General features: G+C 71.4%; 19 protein-coding genes. 10 read left to right on the top strand and 9 right to left on the bottom strand.

Annotation, left to right across the window (positions count from 1 at the left end; translation table 11 throughout):
- Positions 1 to 92 precede the first annotated feature (92 nt).
- The 5 genes from FOF52_RS08740 to FOF52_RS08720 all read left to right on the top strand — a co-directional run bounded on the left by FOF52_RS08740 (position 93) and on the right by FOF52_RS08720 (position 6,849).
- Positions 93 to 569: a cellulose synthase gene (locus FOF52_RS08740; RefSeq protein WP_248593326.1), complete on the top strand. Its 477-nt coding sequence runs from the start codon at positions 93 to 95 to the stop codon at positions 567 to 569.
- 453 nt (positions 570 to 1,022) lie between these two features.
- Positions 1,023 to 2,048, top strand: coding sequence for an ABC transporter permease (locus FOF52_RS08735; RefSeq protein ID WP_248593325.1), 1,026 nt, complete (start codon positions 1,023 to 1,025; stop codon positions 2,046 to 2,048).
- 70 nt (positions 2,049 to 2,118) lie between these two features.
- The gene (locus FOF52_RS08730; RefSeq protein ID WP_425265535.1) at positions 2,119 to 3,879 is read left to right on the top strand and encodes an ABC transporter substrate-binding protein; all 1,761 of its coding nucleotides are present in this window, start codon (positions 2,119 to 2,121) and stop codon (positions 3,877 to 3,879) included.
- Positions 3,880 to 3,969: 90 nt separating this feature from the next.
- The gene (locus tag FOF52_RS08725; protein ID WP_248593324.1) at positions 3,970 to 4,983 is read left to right on the top strand and encodes an ABC transporter permease; all 1,014 of its coding nucleotides are present in this window, start codon (positions 3,970 to 3,972) and stop codon (positions 4,981 to 4,983) included.
- Positions 4,984 to 5,058: 75 nt separating this feature from the next.
- Positions 5,059 to 6,849, top strand: a complete 1,791-nt coding sequence (locus FOF52_RS08720) for an ABC transporter ATP-binding protein (RefSeq protein WP_248593323.1) — start codon at positions 5,059 to 5,061, stop codon at positions 6,847 to 6,849.
- Positions 6,850 to 6,931: 82 nt separating this feature from the next.
- Here the strand turns inward: FOF52_RS08720 and FOF52_RS08715 are convergent, their stop codons facing one another.
- From FOF52_RS08715 to FOF52_RS08705, 3 genes are all read right to left on the bottom strand, one after another.
- A complete protein-coding gene (locus tag FOF52_RS08715) occupies positions 6,932 to 8,359 on the bottom strand; it encodes a threonine/serine exporter family protein (protein WP_248593322.1) in 1,428 nt (475 codons plus the stop codon).
- A 184-nt stretch (positions 8,360 to 8,543) separates the two neighbouring features.
- On the bottom strand, positions 8,544 to 9,254 hold the full coding sequence (locus tag FOF52_RS08710) for a LuxR C-terminal-related transcriptional regulator (RefSeq protein WP_248593321.1): 711 nt from the start codon (positions 9,252 to 9,254) through the stop codon (positions 8,544 to 8,546).
- An 11-nt stretch (positions 9,255 to 9,265) separates the two neighbouring features.
- The gene (locus FOF52_RS08705) at positions 9,266 to 10,111 is read right to left on the bottom strand and encodes a RecB family exonuclease (protein WP_248593320.1); all 846 of its coding nucleotides are present in this window, start codon (positions 10,109 to 10,111) and stop codon (positions 9,266 to 9,268) included.
- Positions 10,112 to 10,175: 64 nt separating this feature from the next.
- Here FOF52_RS08705 and FOF52_RS08700 point away from each other — a divergent pair, with 64 nt between their 5' ends.
- A complete protein-coding gene (locus tag FOF52_RS08700) occupies positions 10,176 to 11,327 on the top strand; it encodes a site-2 protease family protein (RefSeq protein ID WP_248593319.1) in 1,152 nt (383 codons plus the stop codon).
- Positions 11,328 to 11,344: 17 nt separating this feature from the next.
- Here FOF52_RS08700 and FOF52_RS08695 read toward each other — a convergent pair whose 3' ends face one another.
- On the bottom strand, positions 11,345 to 13,297 hold the full coding sequence (locus FOF52_RS08695; RefSeq protein WP_248593318.1) for a serine hydrolase domain-containing protein: 1,953 nt from the start codon (positions 13,295 to 13,297) through the stop codon (positions 11,345 to 11,347).
- A 147-nt stretch (positions 13,298 to 13,444) separates the two neighbouring features.
- Entirely contained in the window at positions 13,445 to 14,773 is a 1,329-nt protein-coding gene (locus FOF52_RS08690; protein ID WP_248593317.1) for a helix-turn-helix domain-containing protein, read from the bottom strand.
- 160 nt (positions 14,774 to 14,933) lie between these two features.
- Between FOF52_RS08690 and FOF52_RS08685 the strand changes: the two genes are divergently transcribed.
- On the top strand, positions 14,934 to 15,308 hold the full coding sequence (locus FOF52_RS08685) for a hypothetical protein (protein ID WP_248593316.1): 375 nt from the start codon (positions 14,934 to 14,936) through the stop codon (positions 15,306 to 15,308).
- Between the two features lie 125 nt (positions 15,309 to 15,433).
- On the opposite strand, the gene ppgK is transcribed toward FOF52_RS08685, so the two are convergent.
- A complete protein-coding gene (gene ppgK / locus FOF52_RS08680; RefSeq protein ID WP_248593315.1) occupies positions 15,434 to 16,216 on the bottom strand; it encodes a polyphosphate--glucose phosphotransferase in 783 nt (260 codons plus the stop codon).
- A 153-nt stretch (positions 16,217 to 16,369) separates the two neighbouring features.
- On the opposite strand from ppgK, the gene FOF52_RS08675 reads away from it, so the two are divergent.
- Both FOF52_RS08675 and arc read left to right on the top strand, forming a co-directional pair.
- Complete coding sequence (locus FOF52_RS08675; protein ID WP_248593314.1) at positions 16,370 to 17,281, top strand: tRNA (adenine-N1)-methyltransferase; 912 nt, start codon at positions 16,370 to 16,372, stop codon at positions 17,279 to 17,281.
- A gap of 166 nt (positions 17,282 to 17,447) precedes the next feature.
- Complete coding sequence (gene arc, locus FOF52_RS08670; RefSeq protein WP_248593313.1) at positions 17,448 to 19,211, top strand: proteasome ATPase; 1,764 nt, start codon at positions 17,448 to 17,450, stop codon at positions 19,209 to 19,211.
- 128 nt (positions 19,212 to 19,339) lie between these two features.
- On the opposite strand, the gene FOF52_RS08665 is transcribed toward arc, so the two are convergent.
- Genes FOF52_RS08665 through FOF52_RS08655 form a run of 3 tightly spaced genes read right to left on the bottom strand, consistent with a single transcriptional unit; the run spans position 19,340 to position 23,165 of the window.
- On the bottom strand, positions 19,340 to 21,298 hold the full coding sequence (locus tag FOF52_RS08665; protein WP_248593312.1) for a hypothetical protein: 1,959 nt from the start codon (positions 21,296 to 21,298) through the stop codon (positions 19,340 to 19,342).
- Positions 21,295 to 22,437 (bottom strand): 5'-methylthioadenosine/S-adenosylhomocysteine nucleosidase family protein, encoded by a 1,143-nt coding sequence (locus FOF52_RS08660; RefSeq protein WP_248593311.1) that lies wholly within the window; start codon positions 22,435 to 22,437, stop codon positions 21,295 to 21,297. The genes FOF52_RS08665 and FOF52_RS08660 overlap by 4 nt, the downstream gene beginning before the upstream one ends.
- Positions 22,434 to 23,165 carry an NUDIX hydrolase gene (locus FOF52_RS08655; protein ID WP_248593310.1) on the bottom strand — a complete coding sequence of 244 codons (732 nt, stop codon included), beginning with the start codon at positions 23,163 to 23,165 and terminating at the stop codon, positions 22,434 to 22,436. The genes FOF52_RS08660 and FOF52_RS08655 overlap by 4 nt, the downstream gene beginning before the upstream one ends.
- Positions 23,166 to 23,542: 377 nt before the next feature.
- Between FOF52_RS08655 and dop the strand changes: the two genes are divergently transcribed.
- Entirely contained in the window at positions 23,543 to 25,063 is a 1,521-nt protein-coding gene (dop, locus tag FOF52_RS08650; protein ID WP_341849796.1) for a depupylase/deamidase Dop, read from the top strand.
- The last annotated feature ends 11 nt before the right edge of the window (positions 25,064 to 25,074 follow it).

Here is a 25,074-nt window from a genome sequence, read left to right as displayed (position 1 = left end):
CAGGAACCAGCGGGCGGAAAACCCGCATAGGAGGCTTCCACTAGGGGACAAACCCGATGTGAAGACACCGAGCGCGGAGTGAGACTGGGACCATGCCGACACAGATGCCGTTCGAAGGTCTGCTGCTGGGCGCCGCACTCACCGTGGTGGGGCTGATCATCTCGTGGGTGGTGTGGCGTCGCAGGGGCGCCTCGGCGGGGCTGCGCGCCGTGGCGTGGTCGCTGCTGCCGCTGGCGTTCGGTCTCGTCGGACTCATGGGGCTGCTGGCCTCCCTGGCCGGCCAGCTGGTCCGGTTCTTCGCGGGGCTGGTGCTCGACCCCCTGGCCTGGGCCGGGGTGGCGGTGGCCGGCCTCGCGGCGGTGCTGTGGACCACTGGTCGGCTGCTGCGGGGACGGCGGGGCGGGGCCGGTCGGCCCGCCGAGAACGAGAAGCAGCCCAAGGCCGCGCCGGGCCGTCCGGGCTCGCCCGCCGTGGGCGGGGCCGAGCCGGGGAAGAGCACCCCCGCCGCGGGCGCCGACGACGACTTCGCCGAGATCGAGGCGCTGCTGCGCAAGCGCGGGATCAGCTGACCCGCCGCGCGGCGCCCACCGTCCACGGGGCCCCGTTCCCACCGGGAACGGGGCCCCGTCGCTGTGGGGAGGGCCCGCCGTGCCGGGGGAGGAACGGGTCCGGGACGGCTATTGCTTTCGACTCGGACGTTGCGTGAACATGAGGGCACACCCTGTCAGATCAAGGGTGAATGACAGATGGGTAGTGCTCGGATCACGATTGCGGTACTCGGGGTGGAATTGGACGATCTGCCGATTACCAGGGAGTATTTTTGGCGAAGTGTGTCACATGACGCACCCTAATTCCCGACACTGTTCGAATCCCTGCCCTGAACAGTCGAAGCGGGTGAACCTTCGGCGACGCGGATCTCCGTACCGCCGAGGAGCGGTCCGGAGGCGCGCGACACCGCGCAGCCGGACCGGCAGTCCGGTCGAATCCGCAGCCACAAGCGCGAGAAGTGGGGGAGTGGTGGCATGACCGCGCCGTTGGACGCGCCCGAGTCGGCGCAGCACGCCGAACCCGAGGCCATCGCCCGGGGAAGACGTGACGCCGCGAGCCGATCCCTCACCCAGATCGCCTGGCGGAGACTGCGCCGGGACCCGGTCGCCCTGGGCGGGGGCGTCTTCGTCGCTCTGCTGATCCTGGTCGCGGTCTTCGCGCCGCTGCTGACGCACTGGTTCGGCCACCCGCCCAACCAGTTCCACCAGGACCTCATCGACCCGGCCACCCAGGGTGTCCTCAAGGACCCCGACGACCCATGGAGCGGCATCGACCCGACCGGCGGCATGAGCGCCGAACACCTGCTGGGCCTGGAACCGGTCAACGGACGGGACCTGTTCAGCCGGATCGTCTACGGAGCGCGCATCTCCCTGCTGGTGGCCTTCCTGTCCACCCTGCTGTGCGTCGTCATCGGCACGCTCCTCGGCGTCCTCGCCGGCTACCTCGGCGGCTGGGTCGACACCGTCATCAGCCGCACCATGGACATCTTCCTGGCCTTCCCGCTGCTGCTGTTCGCGATCGCGCTGGCCGGCGTCATCCCCGACGACGCGTTCGGACTGAGCAGCAACGCCCTGCGCATCGCCGTGCTCGTGTTCATCATCGGCTTCTTCAGCTGGCCCTACATCGGCCGGATCGTGCGGGGCCAGACCCTCACGCTCCGGGAACGCGAGTTCGTCGAGGCGGCCCGCAGCATGGGGGCGGGCACCGGCCACATCCTCTTCCGCGAGATCCTGCCCAACCTAGTGGCGCCGATCCTGGTGTACGCGACCCTGCTGATCCCCACCAACATCCTGTTCGAGGCGGCGCTGTCCTTCCTCGGGGTCGGCGTCAACCCGCCCACCCCCACCTGGGGCGGCATGCTCTCCAAGTCGCTGGACTACTACCCGGTCGCGCCGCACTTCGTGATCATCCCCGGCCTCGCGATCTTCGTCACGGTCCTCGCCTTCAACCTCTTCGGCGACGGACTGCGCGACGCCTTCGACCCCCGTTCCTCCGACTGACGCGGGCCGCGGCAGCCACGCCCACCCGCACGGCGGCTCCACCGCCATCCGCAATGAGAAAGGGAACTCAGTGAACAAACGTGTCATGGGATTCGCCGCGTTCGGCGCGGCGGCCGCCCTCATGCTCACCGCCTGCGGCGGTGACAGCGGCGAGAGCGGAGGCGGCGGCAACGGCGCCGCCTTCGACCAGGGCAGCACCGAGGTCGTCAACCCCTCCGACGCCGCCGGCGGCACCCTGCGCTACGCCATCTCCGCCAACATGGAGAGCACCGACCCGGGCAACACCTACTACGGCTACGTCTGGAACTTCAGCCGCTACTACGCCCGCACCCTGCTGACCTACGCGGCGGCCCCCGGCCAGGCGGGCACCGAACTGGTTCCCGACCTGGCCGCGGATATGCCCGAGGTCAGCGACGACGGTACCGAGTGGACCGTGAAGATCCAGGAGGGCCTCAAGTACGAGGACGGCTCCGAGATCGTCGCCGAGGACATCAAGTACGCCATCGCGCGCAGCAACTTCGGCGACCAGGCGCTGCCCAACGGCCCCAAGTACTTCCAGCAGCTGCTCGACGAGGACGACTACGACGGCCCCTACGGCGGCGGCGACCCGCTGGAGGGCTTCGACGCCATCGAGACCCCCGACGACCACACCCTGGTCTTCCACCTCAAGGAGCCGTTCGCGGACTTCCTCTACGTCCTCGCCCAGCCGCAGACCGCCCCCGTCCCCGCCGACGCAGACAAGGGCGAGCAGTACCAGACCCGCGTCGTCTCCTCCGGCCCGTACAAGTTCGAGGACGACTACACGCCCGGCGACGGCCTCGTCCTGGTCCGCAACGAGGAGTGGGACGCCGGGACCGACCCCGTCCGCACCGCGCTGCCCGACCGCATCACCGTCGAGGAGGGCGTCGAGCAGAACGAGATCGACCAGCGCCTGGTCAACGGCGAACTCGACGTCGACCTGGCCGGCACCGGCCTGGGCCCGGCGATGAAGGGCCAGCTGGTCAGCGACGAGGAGGCCCGCGCCAACATCGACAACCCGACCACCGGCGCCCACTTCTACCTCAACATCAACACCAAGGTCGAGCCGCTGGACAACCTCGCCTGCCGCCAGGCCATCCAGTACGCGGTCGGCCGCGAGGGCATCCAGCGCGCCTACGGCGGCGAACTGGGCGGCGAGATCGCCACCCAGGTGCTGCCCCCGGACATCCCCGGCGCCGACCCCTCCTACGACCCCTACGAGGCCGCCTCCGGCAAGCCCAGCGTGGAGAAGGCCAAGGAGAAGATGGAGGAGTGCGGCCACCCCGACGGCTTCGACGTCAACATCGGCGTGCGCTCCGACCGTCCCGCCGAGGTCGACGCGGTCGAGGCGATCCAGCAGAGCCTGGCCGAGGCCGGCATCAACGCCGAGATCAAGGGCTACCCGTCCGACACCTACACCAACACCCAGGCCGGCTCCCCCGACTTCGTCGCCGACAACAAGCTCGGACTGACCTACTACGGCTGGATGGCGGACTGGCCCTCCGGCTACGGGTACATGAGCTCCATCCTCGACGGCGACGCCATCAAGGACGCGGGCAACTCCAACATCTCCGAGCTGGACGACCCGGAGATCAACAAGCTGTTCGACGAGGTCATCAGTGTTGAGGACCCCGAGGAGCAGGCCCAGATCTACGCCGAGATCGACCGTCTGGTCATGGAGAACGCGGCCATCCTGCCGGGCGTCTTCCAGAAGTCCGTCATCTACCGGCCGGACAACCTGACCAACGTCTTCTTCAACCCGAGCTGGCACATGTACGACTACATGACGCTCGGCACCACCGAAACCGAGTAGTCGCCACTCTCGACCAGTAGCGGGAAGGCAGGTGAAGGCGCGGGGCCGGACGGAGCACACACCGTCCGTCCGGCCCCGGCGCCGACCGCGATGCTGAGATACATCCTCCGGCGCCTGGGCGCGAGCGTGCTGCTGCTCCTCGTGGTGACCCTGATGACGTTCGTCATCTTCTACGTGGTCCCGAGGCTGGCAGGCCGGACCACGGAGCAGCTGGCCACCATGTACGTGGGCAGGGCCCCCACCGAGGCCGCCATCCAGGCCACCATCGAGCGCCTCAACCTGGACCAGCCGCTGGTCCTGCAGTTCTGGGAGTTCGTCAAGGGCATCGTCGTGGGAGCCGAGTACACCTTCGGCAACGACGTCGTGCAGTGCTCCGCGCCCTGCTTCGGCTACTCCTTCCAGACCTACCAGGAGGTCTTCCCGGCCATCCTGGACCGGCTGCCGATCACCTTCTCCCTGGGACTGGGCGCGGCCGTGCTCTGGCTCGTCGGCGGCGTCGCCGTCGGCGTCGTCTCGGCGGTCACCAAGGGCAGCATCTTCGACCGGATCTCCATGGGCCTGGCCCTGGCCGCGGTGTCCCTGCCCGTCTTCTTCACCGGCCAACTCGCCCTGGCCTTCCTGGTGCACGACTGGGACCTGTTCCCCAACGCCAGGTACACCCCCTTCACCGAGGACCCCCTCGCCTGGGCCTCCGGACTGCTGCTGCCCTGGATGACCCTGGCCTTCCTGCACGCCGCGCAGTACGCGCGCCAGACCCGCGCGGGCATGCTGGAGACGATGGGCGAGGACTACATCCGCACCGCCCGGGCCAAGGGGCTCAAGGAGAGCCGGGTCGTCCTCAAACACGGACTGCGCCCCACCCTCACCCCGATCCTGACCATCTTCGGTCTGGACGTCGGTCTGGTGCTCGGCGGCGCGGTGCTGACCGAGCAGGTGTACTCGCTCAACGGCATCGGACGCTACGCGGTCACCGCGATCGTGCAGAGCGACCTGCCGGTCATCCTCGGCGTCACCCTGTTCGGCGCGTTCTTCGTCGTCCTGTGCAACCTGGCGGTGGACCTGCTCTACCCCCTGGTCGACCCCAGGGTGCGCACAGCCCGCTGACGTCGGGAGCAGCCCGACCGTGATCCGCTGTCCGGCCCGCCGCGGCGGGACATTTGAGCCGAAGGAAGACTGGCCATGACCACTCCGGAAACCGGGAGCCGGGGCGACGGCCTTCCCGTCGTCTCCGTGCGCGACCTCTCGATCACCTTCCCCACCGCCGACGGCGACGTCCACGCGGTGCAGAACCTGTCCTTCGAGGTCCCCGAAGGCGGAGCGCTGGGCATCGTCGGCGAGTCCGGTTCCGGCAAGAGCGTCACCTCGCTGGCGCTGATGGGACTGCACCGCGGGACCCGGGCGCAGATCTCCGGGCAGATCCTCGTCGCCGGGACCGACGTGGTCGCCGCCCACGACAGGGACATCCGCGCCATGCGCGGCAACGACATCGCGATGGTCTTCCAGGATCCGATGTCCTCGCTGCACCCGCAGTACACCATCGGCGACCAGCTCGTCGAGGCCTACCTCACCCACCGCCCCAGGGCGGGCAGGGCCGAGGCCAGGAAACGCGCCGTGGAGGCGCTGGACCGGGTGGGCATCCCCGAGCCGGGACGGCGCGTCAACTCCTACCCGCACGAGTTCTCCGGCGGTATGCGCCAGCGCGTCCTCATCGCGATGGGCCTGGTCTGCGAACCGAAGGTGCTGCTGGCCGACGAGCCCACCACGGCCCTGGACGTCACCGTGCAGGCGCAGATCCTCGACCTGCTCGACGAGCTGCGCCGCGACCTGGGCATGGCGCTCATCCTGGTCAGCCACGACCTCGCGGTGGTCGCCGGATCGGTGGACGAGGTCCTGGTGATGCGCAGGGGCGTGGCCGTGGAACGCGGCGACGTGCGCCGGGTGCTCGGCGCCCCGCAGCACCCCTACACCCGGCAGCTGCTCGCCGCGGTGCCCCGGGTCGAGGTCACCCGCGCCCAACGCCGCGCCCAGCTGCGCGCCGAACGCGAGGGCAGGCCCGCCCCCGCCGCCGTCCAGGAGCCGCCCCGCGCAGCCGACCGGGACGGCGAGGAGCCGCTGCTGAGCGTGCGCGACGTGCGCCAGCGGTTCCGCATCCGCGGGGGCATGTTCGGCGGCTCCACCGACTTCTACGCCGTCGACGGCGTCTCCTTCGACCTGTACCGGGGGGAGACGCTGGGCGTGGTGGGCGAGTCCGGCTCCGGCAAGAGCACGCTGTCCCGCATGGTGATGCGCCTGCTGGAACCCACCGAGGGCTCCATCGTCTTCCAGGGGCGCGACATCACCCACCTGCCGGAACGGAAGATGCGTCCGCTGCGCCGCGACATCCAGATGGTCTTCCAGAACCCCTACTCCTCGCTGAACCCGCGCATGACGGTCGGCGAGAGCATCGGCACGCCACTGCGCGTCCAGGGCGAACGCGACGGCAAGCTGATCCGCAGCCGGGTCCAGGAGCTGCTGGAACGCGTCGGTCTGGAACCCTCCCACTACAACCGCTTCCCGCACGCCTTCTCCGGCGGCCAGCGCCAGCGCATCGCCATCGCCCGCGCGCTGATCCTCCGCCCCAAGCTGGTGATCTGCGACGAGCCGGTCTCCGCGTTGGACGTCTCCACCCAGGACCAGGTGCTGCGGCTGCTCGCGGAACTACAGGAGGACTTCGACCTGACGCTGATCTTCGTGGCGCACGACCTGGCGGTGGTCCGCCAGATCAGCGACCGCGTCCTGGTCATGCGCAAGGGGAAGGTCGTGGAGACCGGCGACAGCGACGAGGTCTACGACAACCCGCAGCACCCCTACACCCGGCAGCTGCTGGCCGCGGCCCCGGTCCTCGACCCCGACGAGGCCAGGGCGCACCGCGCCGAACGCCGTCGCCTCCGCGGTGAGCAGGGAGAACAGCCCGCGGTGGAGGTCGTCTGACCCGAAAGCCGCGGTCCGGCACGCCAGGAGGGGCGGCCCCGGACCGGGGCCGCCCCTCCCGCGTCCTGGAACGGGCCGCGGCTCAGTAGCCGCCGCGGGTGCGGCGGGCGGCCTGGCGGCCGCGCCGCCCCGCCCCCACGAGGCCGCCGCGGGAGAAGGCACGCACCAGTTCGCCGCCGAGGTTGACCCCCGCGCCCAGGGCCAGGCCGACCGCGACCGCCTCGCCGAGACTGGCCACCCCGGTCAACGGCTCCCCCGTGCTCATCTGGATGAGACCCCGGTACAGGATGCTTCCGGGCAGCAGCGGGGCGATGGAGGGGATGATGAAGGTCAGCGCGGGCCGCCGGGTACGGCGGGCCAGCCAGTGGCCGAGCACCCCCACCACGACCGCGCCCGCGGCCGTGGCCACCACCGGCGGCACCGCCAGCGCCTCGCGCAGCCCCGCGTAGCACAGCCAGATCAGCACCCCCATGAGGCCGATCGGCAGGAGCGTGCGCCCCGGCGCCACGAGGGAGACCGCGAAGGCGATCGCGATCCCGGCCGCGCCCGCCAGCACCACCGGCTCCATCGAGGTGCCGGCCGAGGGCAGGTTGTCCAGGTCGACGTAGAGGCCCAGACGCACCGCGGTGTAGGCGACGGCGCCCACGCCCGCGACGATCGCGCCCAGGGTGAAGAAGACCTCCAGCAGCCGCGCGGCCGCCGACACGAAGGCGCCGCTGACACCGTCCTGGAGACTGGAGACCAGGGGACGCCCCGGCAGCAGCGCCATGATGCTGCCGGTGATCACCGCGTTCGCACGCAGCCCCAGGTCCAGTTCACCGCTGATCCACAGCAGCGTCATGCCGGTGCTCGCGGCCAGCAGCGCGGCGACCGCCATCTGGTAGAACTCGGCGACGCCGCGCTCGGCCAACCAGACCGCGGCCCGGTCGCCCAGCACCGTGGCGGCGAACGCCGTGGCCGCCACGATCACGCCGCCGCCCACCATGACGCTGGCGCTGCTGGCGATCAGGCCGAAGCCCGCCACCATCACCCAGCGGGGGTAGGGCGGCCGGGAACGTTTGACGGCGCGCAGCCGGGCGGCCGCGCCCTCCAGTTCGAGCAGCCCCAACGCGGCGTCCTGCACCAGCGCGTGCAGCTCGTTGACCTTGTGGTAGTCGAGGGTGCGGCGGCGCACCACCCGTTCCCCGGTGACCGGGGGCTCGTCCCCACCGGGGTGGCACGACAGCGTGATCCCGGTGAAGGTCACCGAGACCTCGCTGCGCGGCAGGCCGAACGCCACCGCCAGGCTCAGCATCGCGTCGCTGACCGTCTCGGTGGCCTCCCCGCTGGCCAGCAGCAGCTCCCCCACCCGCAGGACGAGGTCCATGGCGCGCGGATCGGGACGCGGCGACTCGTCGTCGAACTCCTCGACCTCCGGGTCGGCGTCGCCGCGACCGGTGCGCCAGTCGCGCAGCCGGGTCAGCAGAGTGGGGGAGTGCGGCGCACCGGGACTCCGTCGCGACTGGTCCATCGCGGCGTTCACCTCCTTGGCGGGACTCTGCCCGGTCGGACGCACACCTCACCCTGGAAGCGAGGTATCCGGTCATGGGATGTCGGGAAACGGGCGGAGAAGGGGCCCACCCGGGGAGACGTCCGTACCGCGGCCGAGGTTGTCCCGCGGGGTCACCGATCCGCCGCAGGCCCTATGACATCGCTCACCCGGACGCGATGCCGCCGGCGCCGCCGCGCCCGGACGAACCGGGAACGACCAGGCCGTGCTCGTAGGCGTAGACGACCGCCTGGACGCGGTCGCGCAGCCCCAGCTTGCGCAGCACCCGGCCCACGTGCGTCTTGACCGTGGTCCCGCCGAGCACCAGCCGCTCGGCGATCTCCGCGTTGGTCAGCCCGCGCCCCAGCAGGTGCAGCACCTCGCGTTCCCGCTCCGTCAACCGGTCCAGGCCGGGCGGGTCGGCGGCGCCGTCCGCGGGCGGCAGGGCGGCCAGGCGGTCCAGCAGCCGGGCCGTCACCGGGGGACACAGGATGGCCTCGCCCCGGGCGACCAGGCAGATCGCGCGCAGCAGCTCCTCGGGGGAGGAGTCCCGCAGCAGCAGACCGCGGAAACCCGCACGCAGCGCCTCGACCGCGGCGCCGTCGTCGATGGCGGAGGCCACCGCCAGCAGCCGTACCGTCTGCCCCGCCCCGGCCGCCCACCCCAGCACGGCGCGGGCCAGGTCGGCGCCGCTCCCGCCGGGCAGCTCCAGGTCGCTCAGCACCACGTCGGGCAGCAGGCGGCGGACCGCCGACAACGCGGCGCGGACGTCGGCGGCCTCGCCGACCACGCTCACGTGCGGGTCGGACTCCACCACGAGCCGCAGCCCCGCGCGCACCAGCGGACGGGCGTCGACGAGCAGGACACGGACGGGCACGCGGCCCGCCCTCAGACCGCGGAGGAGGAGGCGGCGGCCCCGTCCGCGGCCCCGTCGGGCAGCGGCGGGGGTGTGCCGCCGAAGGCCGGGCACAGCGCCCGGTGGTCGCACCAGCCGCACAGCGGGGAGCGGCGCGGCAGCCAACGCCCCGTGCGGGCGGTCTCGGTGATGTCGGCCCACACCGACCGGATGTGCGCCTCGGCGTTGCGCAGCTCCTCCTCGGAGGGGTCGTACCAGCGCGCCGTGCCGTCCCCCAGGTACAGCAGCTGCAGCCGGTCGGGGACGCGGCCGGTGTCGCGCCACACCATCACGCCGTAGAAGAAGATCTGGAACCGGGCCTTGTCCTCGTACCGCTGGGCGGGGCGTTTGCCCGTCTTGTAGTCGACGATCCGCACCTGGCCGGTCGGCGCCACGTCCACGCGGTCGACGTAGCCGAGCAGCCGCGGCCCCGACTCCAGGGAGACCTCCAGACGGACCTCCCGCTGGCGGGGCTCCAGCCGCTGCGGGCTCTCCAGGTCGAAGTAGCGCCGCACCAGCGCACGCGCCTCGGCCAACCAGCTCTCCAGGGCCTCGGAGTCGGCGAACATCTCCTCGACCTCGGGCTCGCGTTCACGCATCCGCTGCCACTGCGGTTCCAGCAGCGCCACCGCGGAGTCGGGGGTGCGGGACTCCGCGGGAAGCTCGAACAGCCGCTCCAGCACCGCGTGCACCAGGGTGCCGCGCTTGGCCGCCGGACTGGGCGGCTCCGGTAGCCGGTCGATCACCCGGAACCGGAACAGCAGCGGGCACTGCATGAAGTCGGCGGCACGCGACGGCGACAGGGCACGGAGCGGCACGGGGGACGGTGCGGAACTCATGGCTCCCCACCTTAGCCGCCGAGGGCGACACCGCGCGGGGACACCGAAGCCGTAGCCTGGAAGGGTGAACCAACCAGACGGCGCCCCCTCCCGGACCGACCGCGGACGTGGCGGACTGCGGATCGGACGCCCCTTCGGCATCCCGGTGTACGTCACCCCCTCCTGGGTGGTCATCGCGGTCCTGATCACCCTGCTCTACCAGCCGGTGGTCGACGACACCCTGCACCTGGGAGCCGCCTCCTACCTGGTGGCCCTCGTCTTCGCGGTGCTGCTGTACGCCTCGGTGCTGGTGCACGAACTCGCGCACTGCGTGGCCGCCCGCCGCTACGGCCTGCCGGTGCGCAGCATCACCCTCTACATGCTCGGCGGGGTCTCCGAGATCGACCGCGAGGCCGAGCGGCCGCGCCAGGAGTTCTGGATCGCCTTCAGCGGCCCGCTGCTGTCGCTGGTCCTGGCCGTGGCCGGGTTCGCCTGCTACCTGATGGTGGCCCCCGACACCGTGGTGGGGGTCCTGGTCTGGCAGCTGTGGATGGCCAACCTGCTGGTGGGCGTCTTCAACCTGCTGCCCGGACTGCCGCTGGACGGCGGCCGGATGCTGCGCGCGGGCGTGTGGGCGGCCAGCGGCCGGCCGCTGGCCGGCACGGTCGCGGCGGCGTGGACGGGCCGCGCCCTGGCCGCCGCGGTGATCGCGCTGCCCTTCGGCTACTCCTGGCTGATGTGGCGCAGCGCCCCCAGCATCTTCGCGATCCTGTGGACGGTACTGCTGGGCGCGTTCATCTGGCGCAACGCCTCGGCCGCGCTGTACGTGGCCCGGGTCCGCGCCCGACTGCCGCGGCTGGTCGCCCGGGACCTGGCCCGCGCCGCCGTCGCGGTCACCGCGGACACCCCGCTGTCCGAGGCGCTGCGCCGCCGCGCGGCGGCCGACGCCGAGGCGATCCTCGTGGTCGACTCCGCCGGGACCCCCACCTCACTGGTCGACGACGCCGCGGCCGACGCGGTGCCCGCGCAACGGCGGCCGTGGCTGCCGGTCGCCCACGCCGCGCGGACGCTCACCCCCGAGACGGTGCTCCCGGCGGACCTGGCCGGAGAGGAGCTGCTGGACGCCATGAACGCCCGGCCGGCAGCCCAGTACCTGCTGGTCGACGCCGACGGCACGGCCGTGGGGGCGCTGCGCACCGCCGACGTCCGCCGGGCCGTGGCGGGCACCCGACGCTGAACGGCCCGGCGAGACGGTCACAGCGGCAGCAGCGTCAGCCCGTAGCGCGCGCCCACCGCGACGAACGCCACCGCGGCCAGGGCGACCAGCGTGTGGTGGATCCGCCCGGCACCACCCCACCAGCGGGCGGGCCACGCCCACACCGCGCCGGCCAGCGCCGCGACCGCCGCCGCGGCGGCGACGGTCAGCGGGACGGTCAGCAGCGGCGAGCCGGTGAGGACCAGTGTCTCCGCCAGGTGCATGTCGCTCAGCAGCACCGCCGTCAGAACGGTGAAGCCCACGCACAGCACGGCCGCTCCGCCCGCCGCCCACCGGGCGGCGCGGGCGGCGGCCGGAGCGGTCCCGGGGCGGCCGCGCAGCCTGCGCACCAGGGCGAGGACCGGCCACACCGCCACCGTCGCCAGGACCAGCAGCGCCCCCAGGGCCACCGCCAGGTGCAGGGCGGGCGAGTCGTACCAGGGGGCCCGCTCGTAGTTCTGCGACGGGATGAGGTCCACGCCCAGCCCGACGACCTCGCCGTCGCGCTCGATGAACGCCAGACGGTCGCCCTCCGCGGAGCGGAACACCCCCGGCTCGACCCGTGCCCAGTGCCGCTCGCCCAGCAGCGGGTCGGTCGTGCGCAGCCCGTCGGCGGTGACCTCCACCGAAACCGAGCTGAACAGGGCGAGCGCCGCGCTGGGCTCGCCCCGGCTGGCGCGGGTCGAGGTGTAGGAGCCCGCGTACCGCCGCAGCTGCGCGACCTCCTCGGCGGAGAGGCCGGACCCCCCGGACGGCTCGGCACCGCCCCGACCGGTTCCGGCGAACTCGGCCAGGAACTCCTTGACGATGCGGTGCCTGGCGTCGAGCAGGACGTTGCCGTCGGCGACGGAGCCGTCGCCGTTGACCGCCACGAAGAAGCCCAGGTCCTCCTCGGGCACCAGCACGTACTGGGAGTGCGCCCCGCTGAGGTCGCCGCCGTGGCCGACGACGCGCGGCCCGTCGGAGTACTCCTCCCAGACCCCGTAGCCGCTGCCCGTCAGCGCCGGATGCGCCCCGGCCTGGCGGGACGTCATCGCCGCCACGCTCTGGTCGGACAGCACGCGCCTCCCGTCGAGCTCGCCGCCGCCCAGCAGGGCGAGCATGAAGCGCGCCAGGTCGGGGGCGGTGGCGTAGGCGCCGCCCGCGGGCACCTGGTTCAGGTACACCACGGGGACCGGGACGTCGGGGGAGGGGCCGTGCAGGGCGGGCGCGTGCAGCCGCTCGGCGGCCTCGTCGGGAGTGACGAAGGCGCTGCGCTCCATGCCGAGGGGGGCGAAGACGTGCTCGGCGACGTACTGGGCGAACGGCGTGCCGGAGACCTCCTCGACGACGTACCCGGCCAGGGAGGTCCCGTAGTTGGAGTAGGCCACGAAGTCGCCGGGCGCGTAGACCCGGTCCGGCCGGTGGTCGACGACGTAGTCGGCCAGCGGCAGCTGCTCCGCGGGGTCCTCGGTGAACATGCCGACCACGGCCTCCTCGAAACCCGCGGTGTGGGTGAGCAGGTGGTGCAGGGTGACGGGCTGCCCGGGATGGGTGTCGGGCAGCTGCGCCCGCTCGGGCAGGTACTCGTTGACGTCGGCGTGCAGGTCCACGTCGCCCCGCTCCGCCAGTTGCAGCACGGCGACCGCGGTGAAGGACTTGCTCACCGAGGCCAGCGGGAAGGAGGCGCGGTCGACGTCGACCGCGGTCCCCGACGCCGCGTCGGCCAGCCCGTAGCCGCCCGCGAACACCTGCTCGCCGTCGGCGACGACGGAGACCACGGCTCCGGGCACGCCGTGCTCGGCCAGCAGCGCGGGCACCCGCTCGTCGAGGAAGTCCCGTACGGCCCCGGGGGTGGGCTCGGCGGGCGCGCCGTCGACGGCCAGCGCCGCCGGAGCGGGGGCGAGCACGAGACCGGCGGTCAGGGCCGCGGCCGCGCAGCGGGGAAGGAGGGACCTTGCTCGTGGTGGCATCACACCGGCTCCCGGGGGTCCGGGGGAGCCCGGACGGCTCCCGTACGGAACACGAACCTAGGAAACCGGCCGCGCCGCGGTCAGTGACGGCGCCACCACACTCCAGGTGGTGGTAGTGCTACCCGGGAGCCGCGACACGGTGTCCGCTCACAGCCGCAGCCGCCCGGTGACCAGGCAGGCCAACTGGTCGTCGAGGGCGTTCACGCACCGCGCCTGCGGGCCCCGGTACTCGCGGCGGAACCGCCGCACCCGGTTGACGACCTTCTCGGAACGGTAGGAGGCCCCCATGTGCAGCGCCTCGGACGCCAGCCGGAACGCCTCGTCCACGTCTCCGGCGTCGGCGTGCGCCGAGGCCAGCTCCACCATCAGGATCGACTGCTGCTTGGGAGCCGGGGACGCCGTGGCGAACGCCTCGAAGAACGCGGCCCGGGCCTCGTACGGGCGGCGCAGCCGCACCGCGGCCAGCGCCCGGTAGCCGGCGACCTTGGCCGCGTCGAACCGGAAGACCCACGGCCAGGGCGGCTCGGTGTTGTCGGAGCGTTCCGCGGCGTTCTCGGCCCGGGAGAGCTCCCGCTGGGCGGCCGAGACGTCTCCCAGAGCCGCGTGGCCGAGCGCGCACACGCACGACAGCCACGCCCGCGCGGTGGGATGGGCGCCGTCGCCGAGTTTGCGGGAGGCCTCCTGGGCCAGCCGCAGGCCCAGGGCCGGGTCCTCGGAGTCGGTCTCGAAGAGCGCCAGACTGCCGAGCATGTAGATGGCCAGCAGGGCGTCCTCGGACTGGTGGGCGTGTTCCACGGCCCGGTGGTAGAACAGCCGCGCCGACCCGGTGTCGCCCATGTCGGCGTGCAGCCAGGCGGCGAACCCCGCCGCCTCGCTGGTCACGGCGGCCACCTCCGTGGCGAACGGGGTCTTCCTGGCCCGCAGCAGAGTCCGCGAGGACAGGTCCAGGTGCGCCAGTGCGGCCTTGACCAGGTCGCGGGAGGGTGAGGAAGCATCCAGTCGGCGCTGGTTCCCGGTGATGTCGCGCAGAGCCGTCGCCGTCCCCTCGTGGACCTCCCCCACCGCCGAGGCGTTCGGCAGTGAGAGCGTCGCCAGGGCGACGGCCTTGGTGAAGTCTCGACGTCGCGTTGGACCCGCCCCCTTCGTCCGGCCCGCCGCGTCCGCGGCGGGAGGGCGTGAGGCCGTCGACGGCGCGGGAACAGGGTTCGCCGGGGCGAACCGCAGCAGGTGGATCGGAATCCCCAGCCGCTCGCAGACCTCCCTGACCTGGTCCAGGGTGAGCGACTGCTGGCCGTTGACGACTCGGGACACCCAGCTCTGGCTGTAGCCGACCGTCCGTGCCAGGTCGGCCTGGGACCACCCCCGGGCGAGCCGGACGGCTTCCACGAGGGTCGCCATGTCGCAGGTGGCCAGTGCGGCGGCCACCGCGGGGCGGTTCCAGAAGTCCACAGGCAGGGTGCCTTCACGCTGGGGCATGAGCCTAGATTAAAGAGTTGACCTGCGGTTTGTGGCTACCTGTAAAAGAAATACGGTCATGCAGGAGACGCATAAGGGTTTCCGACCGGGTGACGATGCGGGCACAGTCAAGAGTCCGAGGTCCTGTGTTGCGTGGGATCTCAGAGTGGAGGGGGAACGAGTGACCATTGAGATGCCGCCAGGAAGAACACCCGCACAGCCCCGGGCCGCGCACCGGTTCGACGGGCACCGCGCGGACGCGCCGTGGAGCCTGGCACTGTGCGCGTTGGAGTCCTCGCTGCGCCGTTCCGGGGTGGAGACGACCCTGAACGGCCAGATCGGCGCGGTCGACGCCGTACTGCGCGACACCACGGGGGCGACGCCGGCCAGGACGCAGCGCACCGTCCTGCGACCGCACCGCGGCCGGCTGTGGTGGTGGCTGCGGGTGCCGTCGGAGGACGCCCGAGCGCCCTACCTGACGCCGCTGGCGCCCGCGGCCGAGCCCGTCGCGGCGGCCCGCCGCATCCACGGCCTGCTCACCGCGCGGCGGGACTGACCGCACACCACGGCACCCGGCGACGCGGACGTCCAGGGAAGCGCGGTCCATCCCCCCGACAGGTCCGCCCCCGGCCGCAACCGCGCCCCGTCACGGCGGGGATGCCGCAGTACCCCCCGGAACGGTCATGCGGCAGCCCCCAGCCGCTCCGCGGCCAGCACCGCCGCGCCCACGATCCCCGCGGTGTTGCGCAGCTTCGCCGGTACGATCGGCGTGCGCAGCCGCAGGTGGGGCAGGAACTTGTCGGATTTGCGGCTGACCCCGCCGCCGACCACGATCAGGTCCGGCCACAGCAGGTCCTCCACCACCGAGTAGTAGCGTTGCAGCCGCTCCTCGGCCCACTGCCGGTAGGAGAGCTTCTCGCGCTCCTTGACACTGGAGGCGGCCCGCGTCTCGGCGTCGTAGCCGTCGATCTCCAGGTGACCGAACTCGGTGTTGGGCACCAGCACACCGTCGACCAGCAGCGCCGACCCGATCCCGGTCCCCAGGGTGGTCATGAGCACCACCCCCTCGACACCGGCCGCCGCGCCGTAGCGGTGCTCGGCCACCGCTGCGGCGTCGGCGTCGTTGACCACCAGGACCCGCCGTCCCGTCGCCTCGGCCAGCAGCGCCTGGACGTCGGTGCCGATCCAGGAGCGGTCCACGTTGGCGGCGCTGCGCGCCACCCCGTGCTGGATGACCGCGGGGAAGGTGACGCCCAACGGGGCGTCCCCGGCGACGTGCTCGGGGAAGGCCGCGGCGATCTCCGCCACCACCGGGGCCACCGCCTCGGGAGTGGCGGGACGGGGCGTGGCGATCTTGAGCCGGTCGACCACGAACGTTCCGCCGACCAGGTCCACCGGGGCGCCCTTGATGCCGCTGCCGCCGATGTCGATGCCGAGCCCGATCCGTGCACTGGGACGCGTCATCAGAACTCCCCGCCTCTCCGTCGCCCTGCCTGGCAGGTGTATTCAACCCTGTTCCTGCCCCCGCTTCACCGATTACGCCGCAACCGCCACTGCGGATAGGCTGGACGACCGGCCCGCAGCATCCCAGACAGACCCACGAAAGAGACGGCACCAGTGACCGGCATCCACGGCCGCCGCGGCCCTTTCGCCGAGGGCGACATCGTGCAGTTGACCGACCCCAAGGGGCGGATGCACACCATCACCCTGCGCGCCGGCGCGGCGTTCCACACGCACCGGGGACGACTCGACCACGACGACCTGATCGGCCGCCCCGAGGGCAGCGTCGTGACCGCCAGCTCCGGTATCGCCTACGTCGCCCTGCGCCCCCTGCTGGCCGACTTCACCCTGTCGATGAAACGCGGCGCCACCATCGTCTACCCCAAGGACGCCGCCCAGATCGTCGCGCAGGCCGACATCTTCCCGGGCGCCCGGGTCCTGGAGGCCGGGGTCGGCTCGGGGGCGCTGACCTGCTGGCTGCTGCGCGCCGCCGGGGAGCACGGGTACGTCTCCTCCTACGAGCGCCGCGCCGACTTCGCCGAGATCGCGCGCACCAACGTCACCCGCTTCTTCGGTGCCGCCCCCGACTCCTGGCGGCTCACCGTGGGCGACCTCGCCGAGAGCCTGGACGAGGGCGACTTCGACCGGGTGGTCCTGGACATGCTCTCGCCCTGGGAGTGCCTGGACGCGGTCGCCAAGGCCCTGATCCCCGGCGGGCTCATCTGCGTGTACGTGGCCACCACCACGCAGCTGTCCCGCGTCGTGGAGACCCTGCGCGAGCACGGCTCCTTCCACGAGCCCCACCCCTTCGAGACGCTGCTGCGCACCTGGCACGTGGAGGGCCTGGCGGTGCGCCCCGACCACCGCATGATCGGGCACACCGGCTTCCTGGTCACCGCGCGCCGGCTCGCCGACGACGCGACCGCGCCCGAACGGCGCCGCCGCCCCGCCAAGGGCGCCTACGGGCAGGACTACGTCAACGCCCGCGGGGAGGCCGCGGAGCCCTCGCAGGCAGAGGACGGACGATAAGACGACCCGACGTTACGTTCTCATTACGCCACGGCCAGAATTCCCGCTCTGACCTCGCTGTTCGCAAGTTCGAGGAGTGGCTTGGCCCACACTCGACAAGATCGGCAGGTTAGGAACCGGGCCTGGGTAGGTAGGCTCCGGAATAGATTTTTCCTCTTAACGGGAGGTGGCGGACGTGGCCGATCGCGATGACGAGCGTCATGCAGAGCGCGACCGTGACGAACTCATGGCTCAGGTCTCCTACCTGGAAAAGGAGCTCAGCGTCCTGCGGCGTAAGCTCGCCGACTCCCCTCGGCACGTGCGGCTGCTCGAAGACCGGCTCCAGGAGGCCCAGACCGCCCTGGCAGCGGCCAACGCCAAGAACGAGCGGCTGGTCACGGCCCTGAAGGAGGCCCGCGACCAGATCGTGGCCCTCAAGGAGGAGGTCGACCGCCTCTCCCAGCCTCCCTCCGGGTTCGGGGTCTTCCTGGGAGCCCGTGAGGACGACACCGTCGAGATCTTCACCAACGGCCGCAAGATGCGGGTGAACGTGAGCCCCTCGGTCGACATCGACGACCTGCGGCCCGGCCAGGAGGTGATGCTGAACGAGGCGTTCAACATCATCGAGGCGTCCTCCTACGAGACCGTCGGCGAGGTCGTCATGCTCAAGGAGATCCTTGAGGACGGCGACCGCGTCCTGGTCATCTCCAACCACGACGAGGAGCGGATCGTCCGCATCGCCGAGCCGCTGCGCGACGAGCCGCTGCGCGCGGGGGACTCCCTGCTCCTGGAGCCCCGGTCGGGATACGTCTACGAGCGCATCCCCAAGTCCGAGGTCGAGGAGCTGATCCTGGAGGAGGTGCCCGACATCTCCTACACCGACATCGGCGGCCTCAGCGGGCAGATCGAACTGATCCGCGACGCGGTCGAACTGCCCTACCTGCACAAGGAGCTGTTCCGCGAGCACAAGCTGCGCCCTCCGAAGGGCGTGCTGCTGTACGGCCCGCCCGGGTGCGGCAAGACGCTCATCGCCAAGGCGGTCGCCAACTCCCTGGCCAAGCAGGTCGCCCAGAAGACCGGCCGCGACGTCGGCAAGAGCTTCTTCCTCAACATCAAGGGCCCCGAGCTGCTCAACAAGTACGTCGGCGAGACCGAGCGGCACATCCGGCTGGTCTTCCAGCGGGCCCGGGAGAAGGCCAGCGAGGGCACCCCGGTGATCGTGTTCTTCGACGAGATGGACTCCATCTTCCGCACCCGCGGCTCGGGTGTGTCCAGCGACGTGGAGAACACCATCGTCCCGCAGCTGCTCAGCGAGATCGACGGTGTCGAGGGCCTGGAGAACGTCATCGTCATCGGCGCGTCCAACCGCGAGGACATGATCGACCCGGCGATCCTGCGCCCCGGCCGGCTGGACGTCAAGATCAAGATCGAGCGGCCCGACGCCGAGGCGGCCCGCGACATCTTCTCCAAGTACATCACCCCCGACCTGCCGCTGCACGCCGACGACCTCGCCGAGCACGGCGGCTCGCCCACCGCGACGGTCAACGCGATGATCCAGCGGGTGGTCGAGCGGATGTACGCCGAATCCGAGGAGAACCGCTTCCTCGAAGTCACCTACGCCAACGGCGACAAGGAAGTCCTCTACTTCAAGGACTTCAACTCCGGCGCGATGATCCAGAACATCGTGGACCGGGCCAAGAAGATGGCCATCAAGGACTACCTGGACAACGGGGCCAGGGGCCTGCGCGTCTCGCACCTGCTCCAGGCGTGCGTGGACGAGTTCAGCGAGAACGAGGACCTGCCCAACACCACCAACCCCGACGACTGGGCGCGCATCTCCGGCAAGAAGGGCGAGCGGATCGTCTACATCCGGACCCTGGTCTCGGGCAAGAAGGGCGCCGACTCCGGCCGCTCCATCGACACCGTGCCCAACACCGGTCAGTACCTGTAACCCCGCCGCCGCGCCACCCGGGGGTCGACCGGCAAGCCGGTCGGCCCCCGCCGCGTCCTGCCGCCCGGACTCCCGCGGGCGGGTGCGGGCGCCGCGGCCCGGCCGGGCCACTGTACGGGCGGGCCGCCTCACGGGGACGGCCAGTCCTCCTCCGCCTCCCCCGGCGGGGAGAGACGGTCGACCCACTTCTCGCCCTCGGCGCCGATGCCCTCCAGAAGCCGCATCGAGTGGCCGAACCCGGAAGCGTCGAGGTTCCCTCGGAACAGCCCTTCTGGGTCCTCCTCGGGCAAAAAGGACAACGGCTCCTCACGGGGAGCGTGGACCTCCTGGGAGGCGCCGTCCAGGAGGGTGACCTTCAGGGTGATCCCGTTCTCCTCGTGCTCCTCCACGAAGACCGAGGCGATCGCGTCGAAACGGAAGTGGTTGCGCTCCGTGAAGCTGTGCTCGGCCCGCGTGAAGTCGAGGTGGAAGGCGGCTTCCCGGACTCCTTTGTGGGTGATCAGGAACACCCGGACCACGTACTTCGAGTAGCGCCACTGCCCGTGCTTCTCGCGTTTCTGCCGGCAGGGCCTGTTCGGCGACAGCAGGAAGAAGTGGGCGATGACGTCGTGCCACCTCAACCGGTAGTGCCGGAGGGCCGCGTCGAGGATGACCGTCCGGTCGGCGTGGAGCCACGCCTCCATCTGCTTCTCGCTGGGGCGGGTCTCCTCCAGCTTCTTCGTCCAACGGCGGTGTTCGGCTCCGCGTTCCGCCAGGACACGTTCCCGTTCTGCTTTTTCCTCCTCGTACCGCCGCTTCTCGGCGGCGGTCTCCAGCCACAGCGGTACCGCGAACCACGCGCTCACCGCGATGAGGAGCGTGGTGAGCACGGTGGTGAACGGGCGCTCCGGGAACGCTGTGACGGTCAGGGCCGCCACCGCCGCGGCCGAGGCGGCGAGCGAGACCGTGCACCAGAGCTTCGTGGCGAGGGCGGTCCGGTACCGTTCCCGGTCCTCCCGCAGGGCCCCCGACAGCCAGCGGCACCGGACGTCACGCACCAGGTACCTGATCAGCCAGGCCACCCGGTCGGCCGGGACGCGCTGCTCCCGGTAGATCTCGACGATCTCGTCGCGGAGCATCCGGCGCACTCCCCGTGTTTCTTCGATCCAGGAATCCCGGGGGGCGGAAGCGGGGGAGTACTTGGTGAAGTAGTGCTCGAGCAGATGGTCCACCTGATCGGCGAATCCGCCTTTGGGGGGAGCTGTGTTCCGGGACGGGGCGGCGTACGCGCGGTCCTTCTCCCGTAGGCGTTTGCGGCAGTAGTACCACCGGAAACCGGTGACCGCGGCGGTCGGAGCGCTGACGAGGAGGAGCAGCAGGAAGAGCACCGGGAGCGGCCCCGTGGCGGTCAGCGGCAGCCAGCCGGTGCCCGCCGCCGTCAGGAGGACCGCGGACCAGAGTCCGGCGGGGAGGCGTCCGTCGAGGTCGGCTGGTACGACGTGCCGGGCCCGGGGGCCGATCGGGTCGGGCTCGAAGTAGGCCCAGACCCGGTTGGTGCGTCCGTGACGGGTCCTCTCCTGCTCAGCGGTCCGGTGGAGTTCGGCCCACAGGCTCTCCTTGGCGCCTCCGGTGAGCACCGTGTCGAGATGGCGGAGAATCCGGTGGCGCTGTCGGTCCGGCAGAGTCCGGAGGTTCTTGAGGGCGACGTCGGCGTCGCCCCCGCCTCTTTCCATGCAGTGGAGCAGGTCGAAGACCACCCCCAGGGCACGCGTCCACTCGTCGCCGGGAAGACCGGCCGCCTCGGTCTGGGACCGGTGGAGGCTCTCGCGTTCCTCCGCGGTGAGCGCGTGCAGGGAGCGTTTGCTCAGCAGGGCGATGACCCAGTGGAACCGTGCCTCCGCGTTGTCGTATCCCTCCGCGAGGGCTGCCCCGATCAGCGCGCGGGCCTGTGAGGGGACACCGTTGTCGAGGTAGCGCAGACCGACCTCGTACTTGCGCTGCGGCGGGGAGTCCGGGAAGACCTGGTAGATGGTCGAGTCGTGGATCTCCCCGGCCTGGACCCCCACGAAGGAGTTGTTCGCCGTGTTGGCGGTGTGGTCGGAGGTCACGACAGTCCCTGGACCGCAGCGATGAGGGCGGCGACTTTCGCGGCCAGTTCCGCGAAGCCGTCGAGCCTGCTGCGGAGCTGTCGGAGCGCGAGGCAGGACATACTCCTGCCCTGCGGGGTGTCCTCCGCCTGGGCCTTGTCGGCCAGGTCGAGTTCGGCCCGGGCCGCCTGGTAGGTGGACTCGTCGAGCCTGCCGGAGGAGCGCTCCCGCAGCAGGTCGTCGCGGAGCGCGGCCAGGTCCGCGGCGAGGCCGTCCTCCACCGGTCGGGCGGTGGAGACCTGTACGGAGACGGTGCTGCCGGTGATGCTGCCCGCCTGGATTCCGACCTGGCTGTTGCGGGCGGTGTTCGTCACGGGGCCGTTGCCGGGCCGGGTGTGGGTCATGAGGTGCTCCCGGTCGTGGGTGATCTCTACGGCGAGTCGGAGGGCGAAGGCTGCGGCGTTCACCGCGGCGACGGGCTGCCAGGCGCGGTCGTTCTCGGTGTCCTTGGTACCGTCGGCGCGGTCGCTGATGCCGCGGACCACCGCCACGGGGGCTCCGCTGAGGTGGCCGGCCTGGGCCACGCCCGCGGCTTCCATCTCGATGGCGAGCGCGTCGTTGTAGGTCTGGCGGATCCAGCGCGCCTCGTGGGAGATCCGGGAGTTCTGCACGATCTCCCCGGCGGCGATGGGCCCGAAGTGGACTTTGGGGTCGGGGTGGTCCGGGTGTGCCGCGGCGGTCCAGTCGGCGGTCCTGCCGAGATGGGTGCCGGTCTGGATGAGGTCGTGGGCGGTCTCCCAGACTCGGGGGCGGGCCTTGAGGCCGTCGTCCTCGCTGGTGCCGCCGTGGTAGGCGTAGACGTGGGTGGCCATGACGACGTCTCCGGGCGGGGGAGTGTCCCACAGGGCGCCGGCCACGCCGACGAACACGAGGGCGGCGGGGGAGAACTCCTCGACGGCCCGTTCGGCCAGGACCGCGGAGGTGTGGTTGCCCTTGCCGGTGAGCCCGAGCGCCACGGGGGCCCGGGTGCCCGCGACGGTGCCGAGTTCGAACCGGGTTCCCCGCGCGTGGCGGTGCGGGCGGAGGTGGCCCAGGCCGCGGCGGACGGCTTCGTATTCGAGGTTGAGGGCGGTGAGGATCACCACGGGGTGGTCGGTCACGGATCGGTCCTGTTCACAGACGGGGACGGGGGGCGGTTGAGCGGGGGGAACAGCACGGTCTGCGGTCCGCGGCGGAAGAGTTGCGCGGGGCGGCCCCCGGTGGTCCGCCGTTCCGATCCGGCCGGGACGATGAAACCGGGAATGCCCTGGATTTTGCGGTAGAAATTGCGCGGGTCGAGTCTGGTCCCCCAGACCGCCTCGTAGACCTGTTGCAGTTCCGCGATGGTGAAGGTCTCGCCGCAGAACGCGGTGGCCAGTGCGGACTTTTCGAGTTTGGTGCGGGCGCGCTCGATCCCGTCGGCGAGGATCTGTCGGTGGTCGAAGGCGAGTTCGAGACCTCCCGAGTCGACGTCGCGGACAGGCCTCCAGGCGGCTCCCGCCGCGTCGGTTCCCGCTTCCGGTTCCGGGAGCCCGGGGGCGATGGCCAGGTAGGCCACGGAGACGACCCGGCCCCGCGGATCGCGTCCGGGGGCTCCGTAGGCGCCCAACTGTTCCAGGTGCAGGTGCGTCGCGTCGAGGTTGGCCTCCTCCCGCAGTTCGCGGTGGGCTGCGGCCAGAAGGTCCTCGTCGGCGTTGTTGAGGAAACCGCCGGGGAGTGCGTGGCGGCCCTTGTGGGGGTCGATGCCCCGTTCGACGAGAAGGACGTGGAGTTGCGCGGAGCGGAGCGTCAGGATGACCAGGTCGACGGCGAGAAGAACGGGAGGGGGGCTCCACGGGATGTCGGACATGACGGTGATTCTTCCTTATTGTCATTCTGACAGGAAGGGGTTTTCGTATTTTTTCTGCTGAATGAAGGAAAGGGACATTCCTTACTGGTCTCCCTGGGGGAAGAATCCCTTTTGTCTGCCGTGTCGTACAGGGGTGGAGAACACCGGGAGGGCCGGGGGCGGATCCAACGCCTGGGAACACGTCCGGTCGCTCCGGGCCGGGCGGTGGCCCGGCACCGACCCGTCGCCGGAGGGGATCCGCCCGGCCGAGCGGCGCTCCCGCGCACCGGGCGGGGCGGAGGCGTCGACGGAGCCGCCGGACCGGACGAACATGGCTGTTCGAGCACAATTCGGCGGGTCGCGCATCAAAACATGTCCCGCTGGATACCCTTCACAACATGACTGTGCGGCGGATTATGGGCATCGAGACCGAGTACGGGATCTCCGTGCCCGGCAACCCCGGTGCCAATGCGATGGTGACCTCGACCCAGGTGGTCAACGCCTACCTGGCGGCCTCGGCGGCGCGGGCGCGCAGGGCCCGCTGGGACTTCGAGGAGGAGAACCCGCTGCGTGACGCGCGCGGCTTCGACCTGGCGCGCGAGGCCGCGGACCCGAGCCAGCTCACCGACGAGGACCTGGGCCTGGCCAACGTCATCCTGACCAACGGGGCACGGTTCTACGTCGACCACGCCCACCCCGAGTACTCCGCTCCCGAGGCCACCAACCCCCGCGACGCGGTGCTGTGGGACAAGGCGGGCGAACGGATCGTGGCGGACGCGGCCCGGCGCGCCTCGGCCCTGCCCTCCGCCGAGCCCATCCAGCTGTACAAGAACAACACCGACAGCAAGGGCGCCTCCTACGGCTGCCACGAGAACTACCTGATGCGACGGTCCACCCCGTTCGCGGAGATCGTGCAGCACCTCATCCCGTTCTTCGTCTCCCGCCAGGTGGTGTGCGGCGCGGGCCGGGTCGGCCGCGGCGTCGACTCCCGCGAGGCGGGGTACCAGATCAGCCAGCGCGCCGACTTCTTCGAGGTCGAGGTGGGGCTGGAGACCACCCTGAAGCGGCCCATCATCAACACCCGCGACGAGCCGCACGCCGACCCCGACCGGTACCGGCGGCTGCACGTCATCATCGGCGACGCCAATATGAGCGAGATCTCCACCTACCTGAAGCTGGGGACCACCTCGATCGTGCTGTCGATGATCGAGGAGGGCTTCCTCACCGCCGACCTGTCGCTGGAGACCCCGGTCGCCGACCTGCGGGCCATCTCGCACGACCCCGGCCTCACCCACCAGGTGCGGCTGCGCGACGGGCGGCGGATGACCGCGCTGCAACTGCAGGGCGAGTACCTGGAACAGGCCCGCAAGTACGTCGAGGACCGCTACGGCACCGACGTGGACGACGACACCGCCGACGTGCTCGACCGCTGGGAGACGGTCCTGACGGTGCTGGCCGACGACCCCATGCGGCTGGCCGACCAGCTCGACTGGGTGGCCAAACTCAAACTCCTGGAGGGCTACCGCTCCCGCGACGGACTGGACTGGGACCACCACCGCCTGCAGATGGTCGACCTGCAGTACTCCGACGTGCGCGAGGAACGGGGCCTGTACAACCGGCTGGTGGCGCGCGGCAGGATGCAGCGCCTCCTCGACGAGGCCGAGGTGCGGCGGGCCGTCACCGAACCGCCCGCCGACACCCGCGCCTACTTCCGGGGGCGCTGCCTGGCCAAGTACGCCGACTCCGTGGCCGCGGCGTCGTGGGACTCGGTCATCTTCGACATCCCCGGATACGACTCCCTGCAGCGCGTCCCCACCCTGGAGCCGCAGCGGGGTACCCGCGAGCACGTGGGCGCGCTGCTGGACCGCTGCGACACCGCCGCGGACCTGGTGGCCGCCCTCACCGGCCGCGGACGCTGAGCCGCGGCGCT

Origin of the sequence: Thermobifida alba (genome assembly GCF_023208015.1) — a bacterium.
Classification (GTDB): Bacteria; Actinomycetota; Actinomycetes; order Streptosporangiales; family Streptosporangiaceae; genus Thermobifida; species Thermobifida alba.
This window is presented reverse-complemented; position numbering and strand designations above follow the sequence as displayed.